The sequence below is a fragment of the Kitasatospora sp. NPDC054768 genome, assembly GCF_053612025.1.
Map to the genome: position 1 here is coordinate 35,341 of NZ_JBSHBN010000030.1, position 16,312 is coordinate 51,652.

Genomic DNA, 16,312 nt, shown 5'->3' on the forward strand with positions numbered 1-16,312 from the left:
GCGGTCCATCCGGGCTCCGGTCGCGGATACTGGAGCAGTTATGGAATACGTGATCCTTGCCGTAGTCATCGCCGTGGTCGCCGTCGGCGCGATCGCCGGCCTCGTCGTTTCCGGCAGACGACGCCAGCAGCTGCCCCCGAAGTCGCAGGCGCCGGTCATCACGGCGCCGAAGCCGACCCCGCAGGAGCCCCAGGTCGGCGAGGAGTCCGCGCCGCCGACCGAGGCGCCCCGCCGCACCATCGAGGAGGTGGAACTCCCGGCGGAGGCCGGCGCGCCGGAGGCCCCCGAGGCCGTCGAGGCCGTCGAGGCCGTCGAGGCCCCCGAGGTCGTGCCCGCCGAGGCCGAGGCGGCGCCCGCCGTCGAGGTTCCCGAGCCCACCGCCGGCCGGCTGGTCCGGCTGCGCTCGCGGCTGTCCCGCTCGCAGAACTCGCTCGGCAAGGGACTGCTCTCGCTGCTCTCCCGGGAGCACCTGGACGAGGACACCTGGGAGGAGATCGAGGACACGCTGCTCACCGCCGACGTCGGCGTCGCCCCCACCCAGGAGCTGGTCGAGCGGCTGCGCACCCGGGTGAAGGTGCTCGGCACCCGTACCCCCGACGAGCTGCGCGCGCTGCTGCGCGAGGAGCTGGTCGAGCTGGTCGGCAAGGACGCCGACCGCACCGTCCGCTCGACCAGGCACGAGGAGGGCCCCGCGGTGGTCCTGGTGGTCGGCGTCAACGGCGTCGGCAAGACCACCACCACCGGCAAGCTGGCCCGCGTCCTGGTCGCCGACGGCCGCACCGTGGTGCTCGGCGCCGCCGACACCTTCCGTGCCGCCGCCGCCGACCAGCTCCAGACCTGGGGCGAGCGGGTCGGGGCGCGCACCGTGCGCGGCCCGGAGGGTGGGGACCCGGCCTCGATCGCCTTCGACGCGGTCAAGGAGGGCATCGCCGAGGGCGTGGACACCGTGCTGATCGACACCGCCGGCCGGCTGCACACCAAGACCGGCCTGATGGACGAGCTGGGCAAGGTCAAGCGGGTCGTCGAGAAGCACGGCCCGGTGGACGAGGTGCTGCTGGTGCTGGACGCCACCACCGGCCAGAACGGCCTGATCCAGGCCCGGGTGTTCGCCGAGGTGGTCGACATCACCGGCATCGTGCTGACCAAGCTGGACGGCACGGCCAAGGGCGGCATCGTGGTCGCCGTCCAGCGCGAGCTGGGCGTGCCGGTCAAGCTGATCGGCCTGGGCGAGGGCGCGGACGACCTGGCTCCGTTCGAGCCGGGGGCGTTCGTGGACGCGCTGATCGGCGACTGACGCCCCGCGCGCGCCGCAAAGGCGCGAAGGGCGTACGAAGAGCGCAGGAAGGGCCCGCTCCCCTCTCGGGGGGCGGGCCCTTTCGCGTGCCCGGATCCGGGCGGGGCGCCGGTTCCGGCGCGGTGGCCCCGGCGGTGGCCGCTCGGACGGCTGCCCGGGGAGCGGGCCCCGGCGCGGCGGCCCGGCGGTGGCCGCTCGGGTCAGGAGGCCATCCAGGCCGGCTCGGCGGTGCGCTCGCGGCTGCGGTGGCAGGCGTAGGCGAGGGTGCCGAGCAGCAGCCGGGCCTCGGGCGGGCAGCCCGCGTTGTCGCGGGTGGGGCGGCGCAGCCAGCGGACCGGGCCGAGGGAACCGAGGACGGTGGGCGGGGCGGCGACGTAGCCGCCCTCGCCGTGGCAGACCAGGTCGAGCGCGGCGTCGTCCCAGCCCATCCGGTACAGCAGGTCGGGCAGGCGCCGGGCGGTGCCGGCGGCGACCAGGAACTGGAGCCGGCCGGTGGGGACGGCGAGCACCGGGCCCACCTGGGTCCCCATCCGCTCCAGCCGGACCAGGGCCTGGAGCCCGGCCTGCTCGGGGACGTCCAGGACGTCGAAGGCGCGGCCGGTGGGGAACAGCACCGAGCCCTCGGCGCGGCCGCCGCGGGCCCGGCCGCCGCGGCCGGGCACGGGGTGCGGGCCGGGCGCGGCGCAGCGGGGGGAGCCGCAGGGACAGCGGGTCGGGGCGGTGGCGCCGGTGACCGGGGCACCGGTGACCGGGTCGCCGGTGGCGACCGCCCAGCCCCAGCGGCCGGTGTACTCCGCGGCGGCCTGGGACGCGGTGACCTTGGTGCGGCGGCGCGCGCCCAGCGGTGCCAGCCGCAGGTGCCCCAGTCGAAGTTCGCCGAACAGGTTGTCCATGCCTCCCCCAACAGGTTGTCGTTGCCGATGGTTACGGGACGGTGACTGTGTGTCGATTGTCAGCTCTGTGGTGCGTAGTGCAGTGGCGGCGCGCAGCGCGTGGTGTGCGCCTGTTCCGCCGGTGCGCCTCGGGCGCCGCCTTGTGGGGGCGGCGCCGATGCCGGATCGTCGGGTGCGTGGGGCTGTCGCCGTCCCGAGTGGACGGTGAACTCGCCTGTGGCTGCGGTGGGTTGCGAGGTCCGCCGGGTCCTCCGGGATGCGCCGGGGGACGTGGCGGCCCGCATATGCCGAGCCGTCGGGACTCCCTAAGTGAAGCGTGTGCCCCCGGGCTTCGGTTCACTCCTGGGGGTGGCGAAAGGTGGCGTTTCGCCAGGGCCGCTCCCGCGGGCCCCTCGCGGGGCATTACGTTCAGCACGCGGATGTCGTCGAGGAGTCTGTCCCGGGCCGTCGAGGAGCGGGAGTTGGGAATCTGACGGATCGTCCGCAACGATGGCACACCAGTGCGAGGGCGCTGTGGTACGGCGCCGCCGCGGCGCGGCAGCACCTCAGGCACGGCACGTCTGGCAAGAGCCCGCAACCGTCGGGCGGTCACGATCGGGGGCCCCGGTAGGGGCCGGGCGGGATGGGGACGTTACCCATGGCAGAGAAGCAACCGAATGAGAAGCTGACCACGTGGTTCGCCCGCAGCGGCTGGTCCAAGGGCGAGTTGGCCCGTCAGGTCAACCGCCGGGCCCGGCAGATCGGCGCCCACCACGTGTCCACCGACACCTCGCGGGTGCGCCGCTGGCTCGACGGCGAACAGCCCCGCGAGCCGATTCCCAAGATCATGTCGGAACTCTTCTCCGAGCGGTTCGGCTCGGTGGTCTCGATCGAGGACCTCGGCCTGCGCGCCGCGATCCCGGTCTCGACCGTGGGCGGCGGCGTCGACCTGCCGTGGAGCGGCCCGCAGACCGTCCAGCTGATCAGCGACTACTCCCGCAGCGACCTCATGCTCAACCGCCGGGGCTTCCTCGGCACCTCGCTGGCGCTGACCGCGGGCGCCGCGCTGATCGAGCCGATGCAGCGCTGGCTCACCCCCGGCCCGACCGGCGTCCCCACCCCGATCCTCACCGCGGCCAACGGCGGCGAGGCGTTCACCGGCCGGCTCTCCGAGCCCGAGCTCGAACTGCTGGAGCAGACCACGGTCATGTTCCGGCAGTGGGACGCGCAGAACGGCGGCGGGCTGCGCCGCAAGGCCGTCGTCGGCCAGCTGCACGAGGTCACCGACCTGCTCCAGGAGACGTACAGCGAGGACACCACCAGGCGGCTGTTCCGGCTCACCGCCGAACTCGCCCACCTGGCCGGGTGGATGTCGTACGACGTCGGGATGCACCCGAGCGCGCAGAAGTACTACGTGCTCGCCCTGCACGCGGCCAAGGAAGCGGGCGACCGCCCGTTCGGCGCGCTGATCCTCACCGACATGAGCCGCCAGATGATCCACCTCAACCGGGGCGAGGACGCCCTGGAACTCATCCACCTGGCCCAGTACGGCAGCCGCGACACCGCCACCCCGCGCCAGCAGTCCCTGCTGTACGCGATGGAGGCGCGCGCCTACGCCACCATCGGCGAGGTCAACCGCTGCGCCCGGGCGGTCCGGCTGGCCGAGGACACCTTCACCGACATCCGGGACGGGGACCAGGAGCCGGACTGGCTGAAGTTCTTCTCGCCGGCCGAGCTGAACGCCGAGAACGCGCACTCCTTCCGCGACCTCGCGTACCACTCGGACAACGCGCAGCTCTACGCCTCGATGTCCGCGCCGGTGATGGAGCGCGCGGTCGACCTGTTCCGCCAGGACGCCGACCACGTGCGCTCGTACGCCTTCAACCTGATCGGCATGGCCAGCGTCCACCTGCTGCAGAGGGAGGCCGAGCAGGCCGCGGTGATGGCCGAGCAGGCGGTGGACATCGCCACCAAGGTGCGCTCGGAGCGGCTGAACTCCCGGGTGCGCAAGACCACTGAGGCCGCGGCGGCCCGGTTCAAGGGCGTGGACGCGGTGAGCCGGCTCAAGGAGCGGGTGGTCCAGGACATCCCGGAGTTCGTCTCGGTGGTCTGACCGGTCGGTGGTCCGCCGGTCGGTGGTCCGACCGGCCCCGCCGAGGGTCTTCCGAGGGATGCTCCACCGACCGTGGCGGCCGCCGCCGTCACGGTCGGTGGTATGTCCGGCGGCCGGTGGCACGGCGCGCGGCCGGACTGCGGGGACGCGGGGCCGCGGTTCACGCAGTCGTAACCCCTGCGTCGCACACGTCACGGCGGTGAAACAACCGGTCGCACTGGCCGAAACCAGCCTTCGGCACGCTCCTCCTCAACGCCGACACCCCGGGTGGCACCACGGGACGGGTCCCCGGGCGCGGGTCGGCCTGGACGCAGAGGAGACGCCGATGCCGGACGGCTTCAGCGCGGGCGACACCGCCTTCGTGCTCATCAGTGCGGCCCTGGTCATGCTGATGACCCCTGGGCTGGCCTTCTTCTACGGGGGCATGGTCAGGGCCAAGAGCACGCTGAACATGCTGGCGATGAGCTTCCTCTCGCTCGGCATCGTCAGCGTGCTGTGGGTCCTGTACGGCTACTCGCTCAGCTTCGGGTCCGACTCCTTCGCCGGGCTGATCGGCAACCTGGACCACCTCGGGATGCGCGGCCTCGGCCTCAACGAGCTGACCGGCTCCATCCCGGTCACCGCCTTCGCGCTCTTCCAGCTGATGTTCGCGGTCATCACCCCGGCGCTGATCAGCGGCGCCGTCGCGGACCGGGCGAGATTCGCGGCCTGGGGCCTGTTCATCGCGCTCTGGGTGACGATCGTCTACTTCCCGGTGGCGCACTGGGTCTTCTTCTTCGACGGCGGCCACGGCGGCTGGCTGGGCGACCGCAACGGCGTGATCGACTTCGCCGGCGGGACGGCCGTGCACATCAACGCGGGCGTCGCCGGCCTCGCGCTCTGCCTGGTGCTGGGCAAGCGGATCGGCTTCAAGAAGGACCCGATGCGCCCGCACAGCCTGCCGCTGGTGATGCTCGGCTCCGGGCTGCTCTGGTTCGGCTGGTTCGGCTTCAACGCGGGCTCGGCGCTGGCGGCCAACGGCGTCGCCGCGATGGCGATGGTCAACACCCAGGTCGCCACCGGTGCGGCGCTGGTCGGCTGGCTGCTCTACGAGAGGTTCAAGCACGGCGCCTTCACCACGCTGGGCGCCGCCTCCGGTGCGGTGGCCGGGCTGGTCGCGATCACCCCGGCCTGCGGTTCGGTGAGCCCGCTCGGCGCGGTGGCGATCGGGCTGGTGGCGGGTGCGGTCTGCTGCGCCGCGGTCTCGCTCAAGTACCGCTGGGGCTTCGACGACTCGCTCGACGTGGTGGGCGTGCACGCGGTCGGCGGGGCGATCGGTTCGCTGCTGGTCGGCCTGTTCGCCACCGGCGGGGTCGGTCAGGGCGTCAAGGGCCTGTTCTACGGGGGCGGGATCGGGCAGCTGGGCAAGCAGGCGATGGGCGTGGCGGTGGTCGCGGCGTACTCCTTCGTGCTGTCCTGGCTGCTGGCCAAGGCGGTCGACCGGCTGGTCGGCTTCCGGGTCGCCGGGGAGGTCGAGGTGGCCGGTATCGACCAGGCCGAACACGCCGAGTCCGCCTACGATTTCAGCGCCGTGGGGGCGGGCCTGGCCCGGGCCCTGCCGGGCCTGGCCGTCGCTGCCGCGAAGCCCGCCGCAGAACGGTCCGCCGCCGCGGAGCCCGTCGCCGAGCGGTCCGCCGCCGCGGCTCCCGCCGAGAAGCCCGCCGAGAAGAAGACCGAGGTCGACGCCCGATGAAGCTCATCACCGCCGTGATCAAGCCGTACCGACTGGACGAGGTGAAGGCCGCCCTCCAGGCCTTCGGGGTGCACGGCCTGACCGTCACCGAGGCCAGCGGCTACGGCCGCCAGCGCGGCCACACCGAGGTGTACCGGGGGGCCGAGTACACCGTGGACCTGGTGCCGAAGGTCAGGATCGAGGTCCTGGTCGAGGACGAGGACGCCGAGGACCTGATCGACGTCCTGGTGAAGGCCGCCCGGACCGGGAAGATCGGCGACGGCAAGGTGTGGAGCATTCCGGTCGACACCGCCGTACGGGTCCGGACCGGCGAGCGCGGCCCGGACGCCCTGTAGCCCCGCGCCGGACGGCGGACCTGCCACCCCCGGGTGCGCGGGTCCGCCCGACGGCGCAACGGCGTCCTCCGGCCGGCCGAACGGCCCGCCCGGAGGGTCGGGGCGGCGGCACGACGGTTCGCACGACACGACGGCCCGCGCGACTCGACGGTTCGCCCGCACCGGCGGCCCGCGCGGCACGGCGGTTCACCAGCACGACGGCTCAGCAGCACGACGGACGGGACCACGCGCATGACCTCCGAGACCAGCCCCTCCGAGCCCTCCGACCCCGTCGTCCCGGGTGGCTCCTGCGACCCCGCGGACCCCTTCGACCTCGCGGGCAGGGCCGCCGCCCGGGCCGCGCTGCTGGCCGGCCCCGGCCCGGGCGGCCGCCCCCGCCGCCGGGCGCTCGCCCGGCTCGCCGACGACTGGCTGGCCGGTCTGCTCGCGGCCGCCGGCGCCCCGCCCCGCGTCGCCCTGGTCGCGGTCGGCGGGTACGGGCGGGGCGAGCTGTCCCCACGCAGCGACCTGGACGTCCTGCTGCTGCACGACGGCCCGATCCCCCGGGAGCTGCCCGAGCGGATCTGGTACCCGGTCTGGGACTCGGGCGCCAGGCTCGACCACGCCGTGCGCACCGTCGCCCAGGCCCGCTCGGTCGCCGCCGCCGACCTCAAGGTCCAGCTCGGCCTGCTGGACGCCCGTCACCTCGCCGGGGACCGGGCGCTCACCGACGCCCTGCGCGCCGCGGTGCTCACCGACTGGCGCGCGAGTGCCCCCGCGCGCCTGCCGGAGCTTCGAGAGCTGGGCCGCGAGCGGGCCGAACGGCACGGTGAGCTGTCCTTCCTGCTGGAGCCCGACCTCAAGGAGGCCCGCGGCGGCCTGCGCGACGTCGTGGCGCTGGACGCGATCGCCGCCACCTGGCTGGCCGACGCGCCCCGGGAAGGCCTGGACGCCGCCGCACAGCGGCTGGCCGACGTGCGCGACGCCCTGCACCTGGTCACCGGCCGGGCCACCGAACGGCTCAGCCTCCAGGACCAGGACCAGGTCGCCGAGCGGCTCGGGGTGCTGGACGCCGACACCCTGCTGCGCCAGGTCTACGAGGCCGCCCGCACCATCGCGTACGCGGGCGACGTCACCTGGCGGGCGGTGGACCGGGTGCTCGCGGCCCGCGGCGGCCGGGCCCGGCGGGTGCGCCGGCCGGGCATCCGGTTCGTCGGCTCCGGACGCGGCACCGGCGCGGTGGCCCGGGGCGCGGTCGAGCGGCGGCCGCTCGCCGAGGGCGTGGTCGAGCAGGACGGCGAGGCGGTGCTCGCCCGGGGCGCCCGCCCCGCCGCCGACCCGGTGCTGCCGCTGCGCGCCGCGGCCGCCGCCGCGCAGAACGGGCTGACCGTCTCGTACGCCACGGTGCGCCGACTGGCCGCCGAGTGCCGCCCGCTGCCGGTGCCCTGGCCGGACGAGGCGCGCGAGCAGCTGGTCACCCTGCTCGGCGCGGGGGAGTCGGCCGTCCCGGTGTGGGAGGCGCTGGAGGCGCAGGGGCTGGTCCGCCGGCTGCTGCCGGACTGGGAGCGGGTGCGCTGCCGTCCGCAGCGCAACGCGGTGCACCGCTGGACGGTGGACCGGCACCTGGTGGAGACGGCGGTGCGGGCCGCCGCGATGACCCGCCGGGTGGCCCGGCCGGACCTGCTGCTCGTCGCCGCGCTGCTGCACGACATCGGCAAGGGCTGGCCGGGGGACCACAGCGCGGCCGGCGAGGTGATCGTCCGCGACCTCGGCGCCCGGATGGGCTTCGGCCCCGAGGACACCGAGACCCTGGCGGTACTGGTCCGCCACCACCTGACCCTGGTGGACACCGCGACCCGGCGCGATCCGGACGACCCGGCCACCGTCGAGGCGATCACCAAGGCGGTCACCACCCTGCCGGAGCTGGAGCTGCTGCACGCGCTCACCGAGGCGGACGCGCTGGCCACCGGGCCGGCCGCGTGGAGCGGCTGGCGGGCCTCGCTGGTGGACGGGCTGGTGGCCCGGGTGGCGGACCGGCTGGCCGGGGCGGGAGTCCCGCCGGTCGAGGCGGCGCCGACCGCCGAGCAGGAGCGGCTGGCGGTCGAGGCCGCCCGGACCGGGCAGCCGGCGCTGTCGCTGCGGGCCCGGTCGGAGGGGGCGGAGCCGGGCGCCGAGCCGATGGGCGTCGAGCTGAACCTGGCGGTCCCGGACCGTCCCGGACTGCTCGGCACCGCCGCCGGGGTGCTCGCGCTGCACAGGCTGGCCGTCCGTTCGGCCGGGCTGCGCGAGCTGGACCCGGTGGGCGCCGGGCCGGTGCTGGTGCTGTCCTGGCGGGTGGCGGCCGAGTACGGCGAGTTGCCGGAGGCGGCCCGGCTGCGGGCCGACCTGCGCCGGGCACTGGACGGCTCGCTGGACGTCGCCCGCCGCCTCGCCGAGCGGGACGCCGCCGCCCCGCGCCGCCGGGGCATCCCCACCCCGCCGCCGCTGGTCGCGGTGGCGCCGGCGGTGGCCTCGGCGACCGCGACCGTGCTGGAGGTCCGCGCCCACGACGCCCCCGGGCTGTTGCACCGGATCGGCCGGGCGCTGGACGGGGCGGGCGTGCGGGTGCGCACCGCGCACGTGTCCACGCTGGGCGCGGAGGCCGTCGACTCGTTCTACCTGACCGACGAGGCGGGGCGGCCGCTGACCGCCGGGCGGGCCGGCGAGGTGGCGGCGGCGGTCCGGGCCGCGCTGGGCTGAGTGCCGGGCCCGGTCGGGGCTGGTCGGGGCCGGTCGGGGCCGGGCCGCCCGGGCCCGCGGAAGGACGCGGGCAGGGGTGCGGCCACGGGTACGGGCAGGAGTTCCGACCGGGGGTGGAGACCTCACCCGGGGCGGCCGGATACCCTGGGGGGCGACGACCGTACTGATACCGATGCCGCAGAGGACCCGCGACGACGTGTTCGACACCCTTTCCGATCGCCTCGCAGCGACGTTCAAGAACCTCCGGGGCAAGGGCCGCCTGAGCGAGGCGGACATCGACGCCACCGCCCGCGAGATCCGCATCGCGCTGCTGGAGGCGGACGTCGCGCTGCCGGTCGTCCGGGCCTTCATCAAGCAGGTCAAGGAGCGGGCCCTCGGTGCCGAGGTCTCCGGCGCGCTGAACCCGGCGCAGCAGATCATCAAGATCGTCAACGAGGAGCTCATCGCGATCCTCGGTGGCGAGACCCGCCGGGTGCGGTTCGCCAAGAGCGGCCCGACGGTGATCATGCTGGCCGGTCTCCAGGGCGCCGGTAAGACCACCCTCGCGGGCAAGCTCGGCCACTGGCTGAAGACGCAGAAGCACACCCCGCTGCTGGTCGCCTGCGACCTCCAGCGCCCCAACGCGGTCAACCAGCTCCAGGTGGTCGCCGAGCGCGCCGGCGTGGCCTTCTACGGCCCGCAGCCGGGCAACGGCGTCGGCGACCCGGTGCAGGTGGCCAAGGACTCGATCGAGTACGCCAAGCAGAAGCAGTACGACGTCGTCGTCGTCGACACCGCCGGCCGCCTGGGCATCGACGCCGAGCTGATGCAGCAGGCCGCCGACATCCGTGCCGCGGTGAACCCGGACGAGGTCCTGTTCGTCGTCGACGCGATGATCGGCCAGGACGCGGTCACCACCGCCCAGGCCTTCCTCGACGGCGTCGACTTCACCGGTGTGGTGCTCTCCAAGCTCGACGGCGACGCCCGCGGCGGTGCCGCCCTGTCGGTCGCGCACGTCACCGGCCGGCAGATCATGTTCGCCTCCAACGGCGAGAAGGTCGACGACTTCGACGCCTTCCACCCGGACCGGATGGCCTCGCGCATCCTCGGCATGGGTGACGTCCTCTCGCTGATCGAGAAGGCCGAGCAGACCTTCTCGCAGGCCGAGGCGGAGAAGATCGCCGCCAAGCTGCGCGGCGGCCCGAAGCAGTTCACCCTGGACGACTTCCTGTCCCAGCTGGAGCAGGTCCAGAAGATGGGCTCGATCTCCAAGCTGCTCGGCATGCTGCCCGGCATGGGCCAGATCCGGGACCAGATCAACAACATCGACGACAAGGACGTCAACCGGGTCGGTGCGATCATCAAGTCGATGACCCCGGCCGAGCGCGCCGAGCCGGAGCTGATCAACGGCTCCCGCCGGGCCCGCATCGCCAAGGGTTCGGGCGTTCAGGTCGGCGAGGTGAAGAACCTGGTCGAGCGGTTCTTCGACGCCCGCAAGATGATGTCCGCGATGGCCTCCGGCAAGGGCATGCCCGGCATGCCGGGGATCCCCGGCATGGGCGGCGGCGGGAAGAAGTCCGCCAAGAAGGCCCCGCAGGCCAAGGGCAAGCGCAAGAGCGGCAACCCGCTGAAGCGGGCGCAGGACGAGGCCGCGGCCGCCGAGCGCCGCGCGCTCGGTCCGGGCGCCGGCCAGGGTCCGGCGGACGGCGGCGCGTTCGGCCTCGGCGCGGGCAAGGGCCCGGCCGACTTCGAGCTGCCCAAGGAGTTCAAGGACATGCTGTAGTCCTTGGACGTGCCGCCGCCTCTGGTCATCCGTTGATCAACAGTGGTCGGCCCTGATCGATTCTGGTCGGCCCGTCGCCCGGTGTTTCCGGGCGGCGGGCCGATCGCGTGTCCGATGATGGGGACATGCGAGTGATGATCAGGGCCCCGAGGGCCGACGACACGGCCGCGTACGCCGAGGCGGTCCGGCGGTCCGCCGAGCACATCGGACGGTGGAACCCGGTCGAGCCGGACGGACTGCCCGACCTGCTGAAGCGCCAGGGCTCCGGGCTGCGCACCTTCCTGATCCTCGACCGGGAGACCGGCGGACTGGTCGGCAAGGTGAACGTCGCCAACATCGTGATGAGCCGCTTCTGCAACGCCACGCTGGGCTACGACTCCTACCTCCCGTTCAACGGCACCGGCCGGATGACCGAGGGCATGCGGCTGGTCGTGGACCGCTGCTTCGCCCCGCAGTCGGCCGACGGGCTGGGGCTGCACCGGCTGGAGATCAACGTCCAGCCGGACAACGAGCGCTCGGTCGCGATGGCCAAGCGGCTGGGCTTCCGGCACGAGGGCTTCTCCCCGCGGATGCTGTTCCTCCAGGGCGACTGGCGCGACCACGAGCGGTTCGCCCTGACCGCCGAGGAGTGGCCGGGCGCAACGGCATAGCCGCTGGTGGGAGGGGTTGGCGCGGGCGTACGGCGGTCCGGGCGCGGCGTTGCGATTGGCTCGTCCGAGCAGCTGTCCGTATTGTCCGATGGGTGACCGAACCCGTGCCGCCACGTCAGACCCCCGAACAGCCCTGGCGTTCGGAGGGTGCCCCGCCCCCGCCGCCCAAGCGCCGGATGCCCGGCGGCTGGGTGGGCCTCGCCCTCACCGCCCTCGTGGTGTTCCTGATCTCGGACCTGCTGCTGTCCTTCTTCGGCCCCGCCGGCGCCACCACGATCTCGTACACCGAGTTCAACAACCAGCTGAACAAGGGCAACATCACCAAGATCTACGCCAAGGGCGACGCGATCGAGGGCACCCTCAAGACCGCCCAGCCCAAACCGGACGGCGGCAAGGGCGACTACACCGAGTTCGACACCCAGCGGCCCTCCTTCGCGGGCGACAACCTCTGGGCCACCCTGCAGCAGCAGGGCGTCGAGGTCACCGCCACCTCGCCCGTCCAGCAGCGCAGCTTCCTCACCAACCTGCTGCTCTCGCTCGCCCCGATGCTGCTGCTGATCTTCATCTGGGTGCTGCTCGCCCGCCGGATGGCCGGCGGACTCGGCGGTGGACCGCTCGGCCGCAAGGCCCCGCCCAAGCCGGTCATGGCCGAGGAGGGCAAGCGCACCACCTTCGCCGACGTGGCCGGCATCGACGAGGTCGAGGCCGAACTCACCGAGGTCGTCGACTACTTGAAGAACCCCGAGCGGTACCGCCGGCTCGGTGCCAAGATGCCGCGCGGCGTGCTGCTGAGCGGCCCGCCCGGAACCGGCAAGACCCTGCTCGCCCGGGCCGTGGCCGGCGAGGCGAACGTGCCGTTCTTCTCCGCCTCCGCCTCCGAGTTCATCGAGATGATCGTCGGCGTCGGCGCCAGCCGGGTCCGCGAGCTGTTCGCCGAGGCCCGCAAGGTCGCCCCCGCGATCATCTTCATCGACGAGATCGACACCATCGGCCGCCAGCGCGGCGCCGGCGGCGGCATGGGCGGGCACGACGAGCGCGAGCAGACCCTCAACCAGATCCTCACCGAGATGGACGGCTTCACCGGCTCCGAGGGCGTCATCGTGATCGCCGCGACCAACCGGGCGGACGTGCTCGACCCGGCGCTGCTGCGCCCCGGCCGCTTCGACCGGCGGATCACCGTCAGCCCGCCCGACCGGGAGGGCCGTGCCGCGATCCTGCGCATCCACAGCCGCAGCGTCCCGCTGGCCGGCGGCACCGACCTCAACCAGCTGGCCAAGGTCACGCCGGGGATGACCGGCGCCGAACTCGCCAACCTGGTCAACGAGGCCGCGCTGCTGGCCGTCAAGCGCGAGCAGGACGCCGTCAACGAGCGGGACCTCTCGGACGCCCTGGAGAAGGTCCAGCTCGGGGCGGTGCGGCCGCTGGTGATGCCGCAGGAGGAGCGCGAGCGGACGGCGTACCACGAGAGCGGGCACGCGCTGCTGGGCATGCTCCAGCCCGGCGCGGACCCGGTCCGCAAGATCACCATCGTGCCGCGCGGCCGGGCGCTCGGCGTCACCCTCTCCACCCCGGAGAACGACCGCTACTCGTACACCGAGCCCTACCTGCGCGGCCGGATCATCGGCGCGCTCGGCGGCATGGCGGCCGAGCAGGTGGTCTACGGGGTGATCACCACCGGCGCGGAGAGCGACCTGGAGCAGGTCACCAACATCGCCCGCGGGATGGCCGGGCGCTGGGGGATGAGCGAGCGGGTCGGTCGGCTCACCGCAGTGCCCTCCGACCCGCAGGGCGCGTACGGGCTCTCCGCCGCGCCGACCACCCTGGACGCGGTGGACGAGGAGGCCCGGCGGATCGTCTCCGAGTGCTACGGCGACGCGGTGCGGATCCTGAACGAGCAGCGGCACCGGCTGGACGCGCTGGCGGCGGCGCTGCTGGAGGCGGAGACACTGGACGAGGAGGCGGCCTACCGGGCGGCGGGGGTGCCGCGGGAGGCGGCCACGGAGGGCTCGGCGGGGTCTTCCGGGGGTTCCGAAGGCTCCGAGGGTTCCGAGGGTTCCGACGGTTCCGACGGGAAGTCGATCGACCGGGCGTGACGCCCGATGCCGGGGGCGCGCGCCAGAGTGGCGAGCGCCCCCGGTTTTGCGTCTCCCCGCCCCTGCTAGCGCGGCCGCTCGGCGACCAGGTAGCGGAACAGGTTCTCCATCCGCACCGTGCCGTCCGCGCGCAGATGCGGCTGGAGCGCCTCCTCCAACTCCTTGGCCACCAGCGAGGCGCCGGAGAACTCCTCGGCCGGATCGAACAGACCGGTGGAGAGCAGGCCGCGAACGGCGCTGTCGAGGTCGGCGTACGCGAACGGGCAGCTCACCCGGCCGCTGCCGGCCGGGCGCAACCCGGCCGGGGCGAGCAGGTCCTCCAGGGCGCCCGGCGCGCTCAGCTCGAACGGGTCCCGCGCGGTGGTCCGGCCCGCCATCCGCCGGGCCACGTCCAGCACCGCGGCGCTCTCGCAGCGCTCCGGCGGGCCCCAGGCGGCCAGCACCACGTGCCCGCCCGGGAGAGTGAGCCGGGCGGCCTCGGCGACCACCGGGCCGGACCCGGCGGCACCGGGCAGCTGCTCGAAAACCGTCACCAGCGAATGGGCCGAGCGGGGGACGGCGGACGCTGTCCGAGCCCCCGCGCACACCCGCAGCCGACGGTCGTGGGCCAGCTCGCGCAGCTCCTCCCGCGGCTCCTGCCCGGCGACCTGGGCACCCCGCCCGGCGGCGAGCAGCAGGGCCAGCCCGGACCGGCAGCCCAGGCCCAGCACACTGCTCGCCGGGCCGACCTCCAGCCGGTCGTAGACCGCCTCGTAGAGCGGCACCAGCATGCGTTCCTGGATCTCCGCCCAGTCGCGCGCCCGCGCGGGGCGGGCGGCCCCGGTCCGCGGGTGGTGCGGGCGTGCGCCCGTCGGTCGTGCGGTCGTGCCGGTCGTCCGAGCTGAAGCCACGGCGGCCTCCCATCCGGTCCTTCGGTGTGCTGCTACGGCTCCCCCAAAGTCCCGCCCCACACCAGCGAACAGCGGGTCGGGCCCGGCGTCCAGAGGGGTGCAGGGTGGTGCGCGCGTGTCGCGGTGGTGCGCCCCCGTCCGGTGATACCGATTCGAAACCGGGGCCCCGGGCCCCGTACCATTCGCCCCATGGCTAAGGCACCCGTTCTCACCCCTCAGGCGGAAGACTTCCCGCGCTGGTACCAGGACCTCATCAACAAGGCCGAGCTGGCCGACAACGGTCCGGTGCGCGGCACCATGGTCATCCGACCGTACGGCTACGGCCTGTGGGAGCGGATGCAGCAGGAGATGGACGCGCGGATCAAGAAGGCCGGCGCGCAGAACGCCTACTTCCCGATGTTCATCCCGCAGTCCTACCTGACCAAGGAAGCCGAGCACGTCGAGGGCTTCGCCCCCGAACTCGCGGTGGTCACCCACGGCGGCGGCAAGCAGCTGGAGGAGCCGGTCGTCGTCCGGCCGACCTCCGAGACGATCATCAACGAGTACTTCTCGAAGTGGGTGCAGAGCCACCGGGACCTGCCCCTGCTGATCAACCAGTGGGCCAACGTGGTCCGTTGGGAGCTGCGCCCGCGCGTCTTCCTGCGCACCACCGAGTTCCTCTGGCAGGAGGGCCACACCGCCCACGCCACCTACGAGGACGCCCGCGCCTACGCGTCGATGATCCACACCCAGGTCTACGGCGACTTCATGACCAACGTGCTCGGCATCGACGTCGTGCTCGGCCGCAAGACCGCCAAGGAGCGCTTCGCCGGCGCCATCAACACCCTCACCCTCGAGGGCATGATGGGCGACGGCAAGGCCCTGCAGATGGGCACCAGCCACGAGCTGGGCCAGAACTTCGCCAAGGCGTTCAACACCACCTACCAGCTGCAGGGCGCCGAGCGCGAGTACGTCTGGCAGACCTCCTGGGGCGTCTCGACCCGCATGGTCGGCGGCCTGATCATGTCCCACGGCGACGACAACGGCCTGCGGGTGCCCCCGCGCCTGGCCGCCGTCCAGGCCGTCGTGCTGGCCATCAAGGGCGACGACGCGGTCATCGCCAAGGTCCGCGAGATCGGTGCCCAGCTGGAGGCCGCCGGCATCCGGGTGGTGGTCGACGACCGCACCGACACCCCGTTCGGCCGCCGCGCCGTCGACTGGGAGCTCAAGGGCGTTCCGCTGCGCATCGAGGTCGGCCCGCGCGACCTGGAGAACGGCACCGCGATGCTGGCCCGCCGCATCCCGGGCGGCAAGGAGCCGGTCTCCATCGACTCCCTCGTCGCGCTGGTCCCGGGCGTGCTGGAGGAGGACCAGGCGCTGCTGCTGCGCCAGTCCCGCGAGCGCCGCGAGTCCCGCACGGTCGACGTCAAGACCATCGACGAGGCCATCGAGGCCGCCGCGACCGGCTGGGGCCGGATCTCCTGGGCCGAGCTCGGCGCGGAGGGCGAGGCCAAGCTGGCCGAGCAGGGCGTCACGGTGCGCTGCATCGTCGCGGCCGACGGCTCGGTGCCGGCGGCGGACGACCAGGAGGGCAACATCGCGATCGTCGCCCGGGCGTACTGACGTCCGTCCGGGGCGCGCCGTCGTCCGTCCGGGGGCGCTTGTCCCGGGTTCGGGTCCGCTCCGGGGGCGCGCTTGTTGCGGGCGTGCGTCCGTTCCGGGCGTGCGGCCGTCACGGGTGCGCCCCGACGGGCGTTCGGTGTTCGGTGGATGTCCTGTTGATGTCCGCCGGACGTCCGTCGTCCGCGGGTAATGACCGACAGCGGCGACATTTGCCCGGAATGCGGAAGGGTAAGAATCCGGTAACTCCTCCG

The 16,312-nt window shown here is 73.8% G+C and carries 11 protein-coding genes; 9 read left to right on the forward strand and 2 right to left on the reverse strand.

Annotation, left to right across the window (positions count from 1 at the left end; translation table 11 throughout):
• The first annotated feature begins 40 nt into the window (after window positions 1-40).
• Window positions 41-1,294, forward strand: a complete 1,254-nt coding sequence (gene ftsY / locus ACWGKU_RS12250) for a signal recognition particle-docking protein FtsY (protein WP_452179764.1) — start codon at window positions 41-43, stop codon at window positions 1,292-1,294.
• 200 nt (window positions 1,295-1,494) lie between these two features.
• On the opposite strand, the gene ACWGKU_RS12255 is transcribed toward ftsY, so the two are convergent.
• Window positions 1,495-2,187 (reverse strand): bifunctional DNA primase/polymerase, encoded by a 693-nt coding sequence (locus ACWGKU_RS12255; RefSeq protein ID WP_452179765.1) that lies wholly within the window; start codon window positions 2,185-2,187, stop codon window positions 1,495-1,497.
• Window positions 2,188-2,824: 637 nt separating this feature from the next.
• Here ACWGKU_RS12255 and nsdA point away from each other — a divergent pair.
• The 7 genes from nsdA (at window position 2,825) to ftsH (ending at window position 13,569) form a co-directional block, all read left to right on the forward strand.
• A complete protein-coding gene (nsdA, locus tag ACWGKU_RS12260; RefSeq protein WP_380354225.1) occupies window positions 2,825-4,279 on the forward strand; it encodes a transcriptional repressor NsdA in 1,455 nt (484 codons plus the stop codon).
• A gap of 325 nt (window positions 4,280-4,604) precedes the next feature.
• Window positions 4,605-6,011: an ammonium transporter gene (locus ACWGKU_RS12265; protein WP_401054360.1), complete on the forward strand. Its 1,407-nt coding sequence runs from the start codon at window positions 4,605-4,607 to the stop codon at window positions 6,009-6,011.
• Window positions 6,008-6,346 carry a P-II family nitrogen regulator gene (locus ACWGKU_RS12270; protein ID WP_380543410.1) on the forward strand — a complete coding sequence of 113 codons (339 nt, stop codon included), beginning with the start codon at window positions 6,008-6,010 and terminating at the stop codon, window positions 6,344-6,346. Before ACWGKU_RS12265 ends, ACWGKU_RS12270 begins: the two co-directional genes overlap by 4 nt.
• Window positions 6,347-6,577: 231 nt before the next feature.
• Window positions 6,578-9,064: a [protein-PII] uridylyltransferase gene (locus ACWGKU_RS12275; protein WP_452191419.1), complete on the forward strand. Its 2,487-nt coding sequence runs from the start codon at window positions 6,578-6,580 to the stop codon at window positions 9,062-9,064.
• A gap of 196 nt (window positions 9,065-9,260) precedes the next feature.
• Window positions 9,261-10,826, forward strand: coding sequence for a signal recognition particle protein (gene ffh, locus ACWGKU_RS12280; RefSeq protein WP_380354239.1), 1,566 nt, complete (start codon window positions 9,261-9,263; stop codon window positions 10,824-10,826).
• Between the two features lie 125 nt (window positions 10,827-10,951).
• Window positions 10,952-11,476, forward strand: a complete 525-nt coding sequence (locus tag ACWGKU_RS12285; protein WP_359900590.1) for a GNAT family N-acetyltransferase — start codon at window positions 10,952-10,954, stop codon at window positions 11,474-11,476.
• 92 nt (window positions 11,477-11,568) lie between these two features.
• Window positions 11,569-13,569: an ATP-dependent zinc metalloprotease FtsH gene (gene ftsH / locus ACWGKU_RS12290; protein ID WP_452180717.1), complete on the forward strand. Its 2,001-nt coding sequence runs from the start codon at window positions 11,569-11,571 to the stop codon at window positions 13,567-13,569.
• 65 nt (window positions 13,570-13,634) lie between these two features.
• Here the strand turns inward: ftsH and ACWGKU_RS12295 are convergent, their stop codons facing one another.
• Complete coding sequence (locus ACWGKU_RS12295) at window positions 13,635-14,459, reverse strand: class I SAM-dependent methyltransferase (protein ID WP_387736623.1); 825 nt, start codon at window positions 14,457-14,459, stop codon at window positions 13,635-13,637.
• A gap of 189 nt (window positions 14,460-14,648) precedes the next feature.
• On the opposite strand from ACWGKU_RS12295, the gene proS reads away from it, so the two are divergent.
• Window positions 14,649-16,061: a proline--tRNA ligase gene (gene proS / locus ACWGKU_RS12300; RefSeq protein WP_380543398.1), complete on the forward strand. Its 1,413-nt coding sequence runs from the start codon at window positions 14,649-14,651 to the stop codon at window positions 16,059-16,061.
• Window positions 16,062-16,312 lie beyond the last annotated feature (251 nt).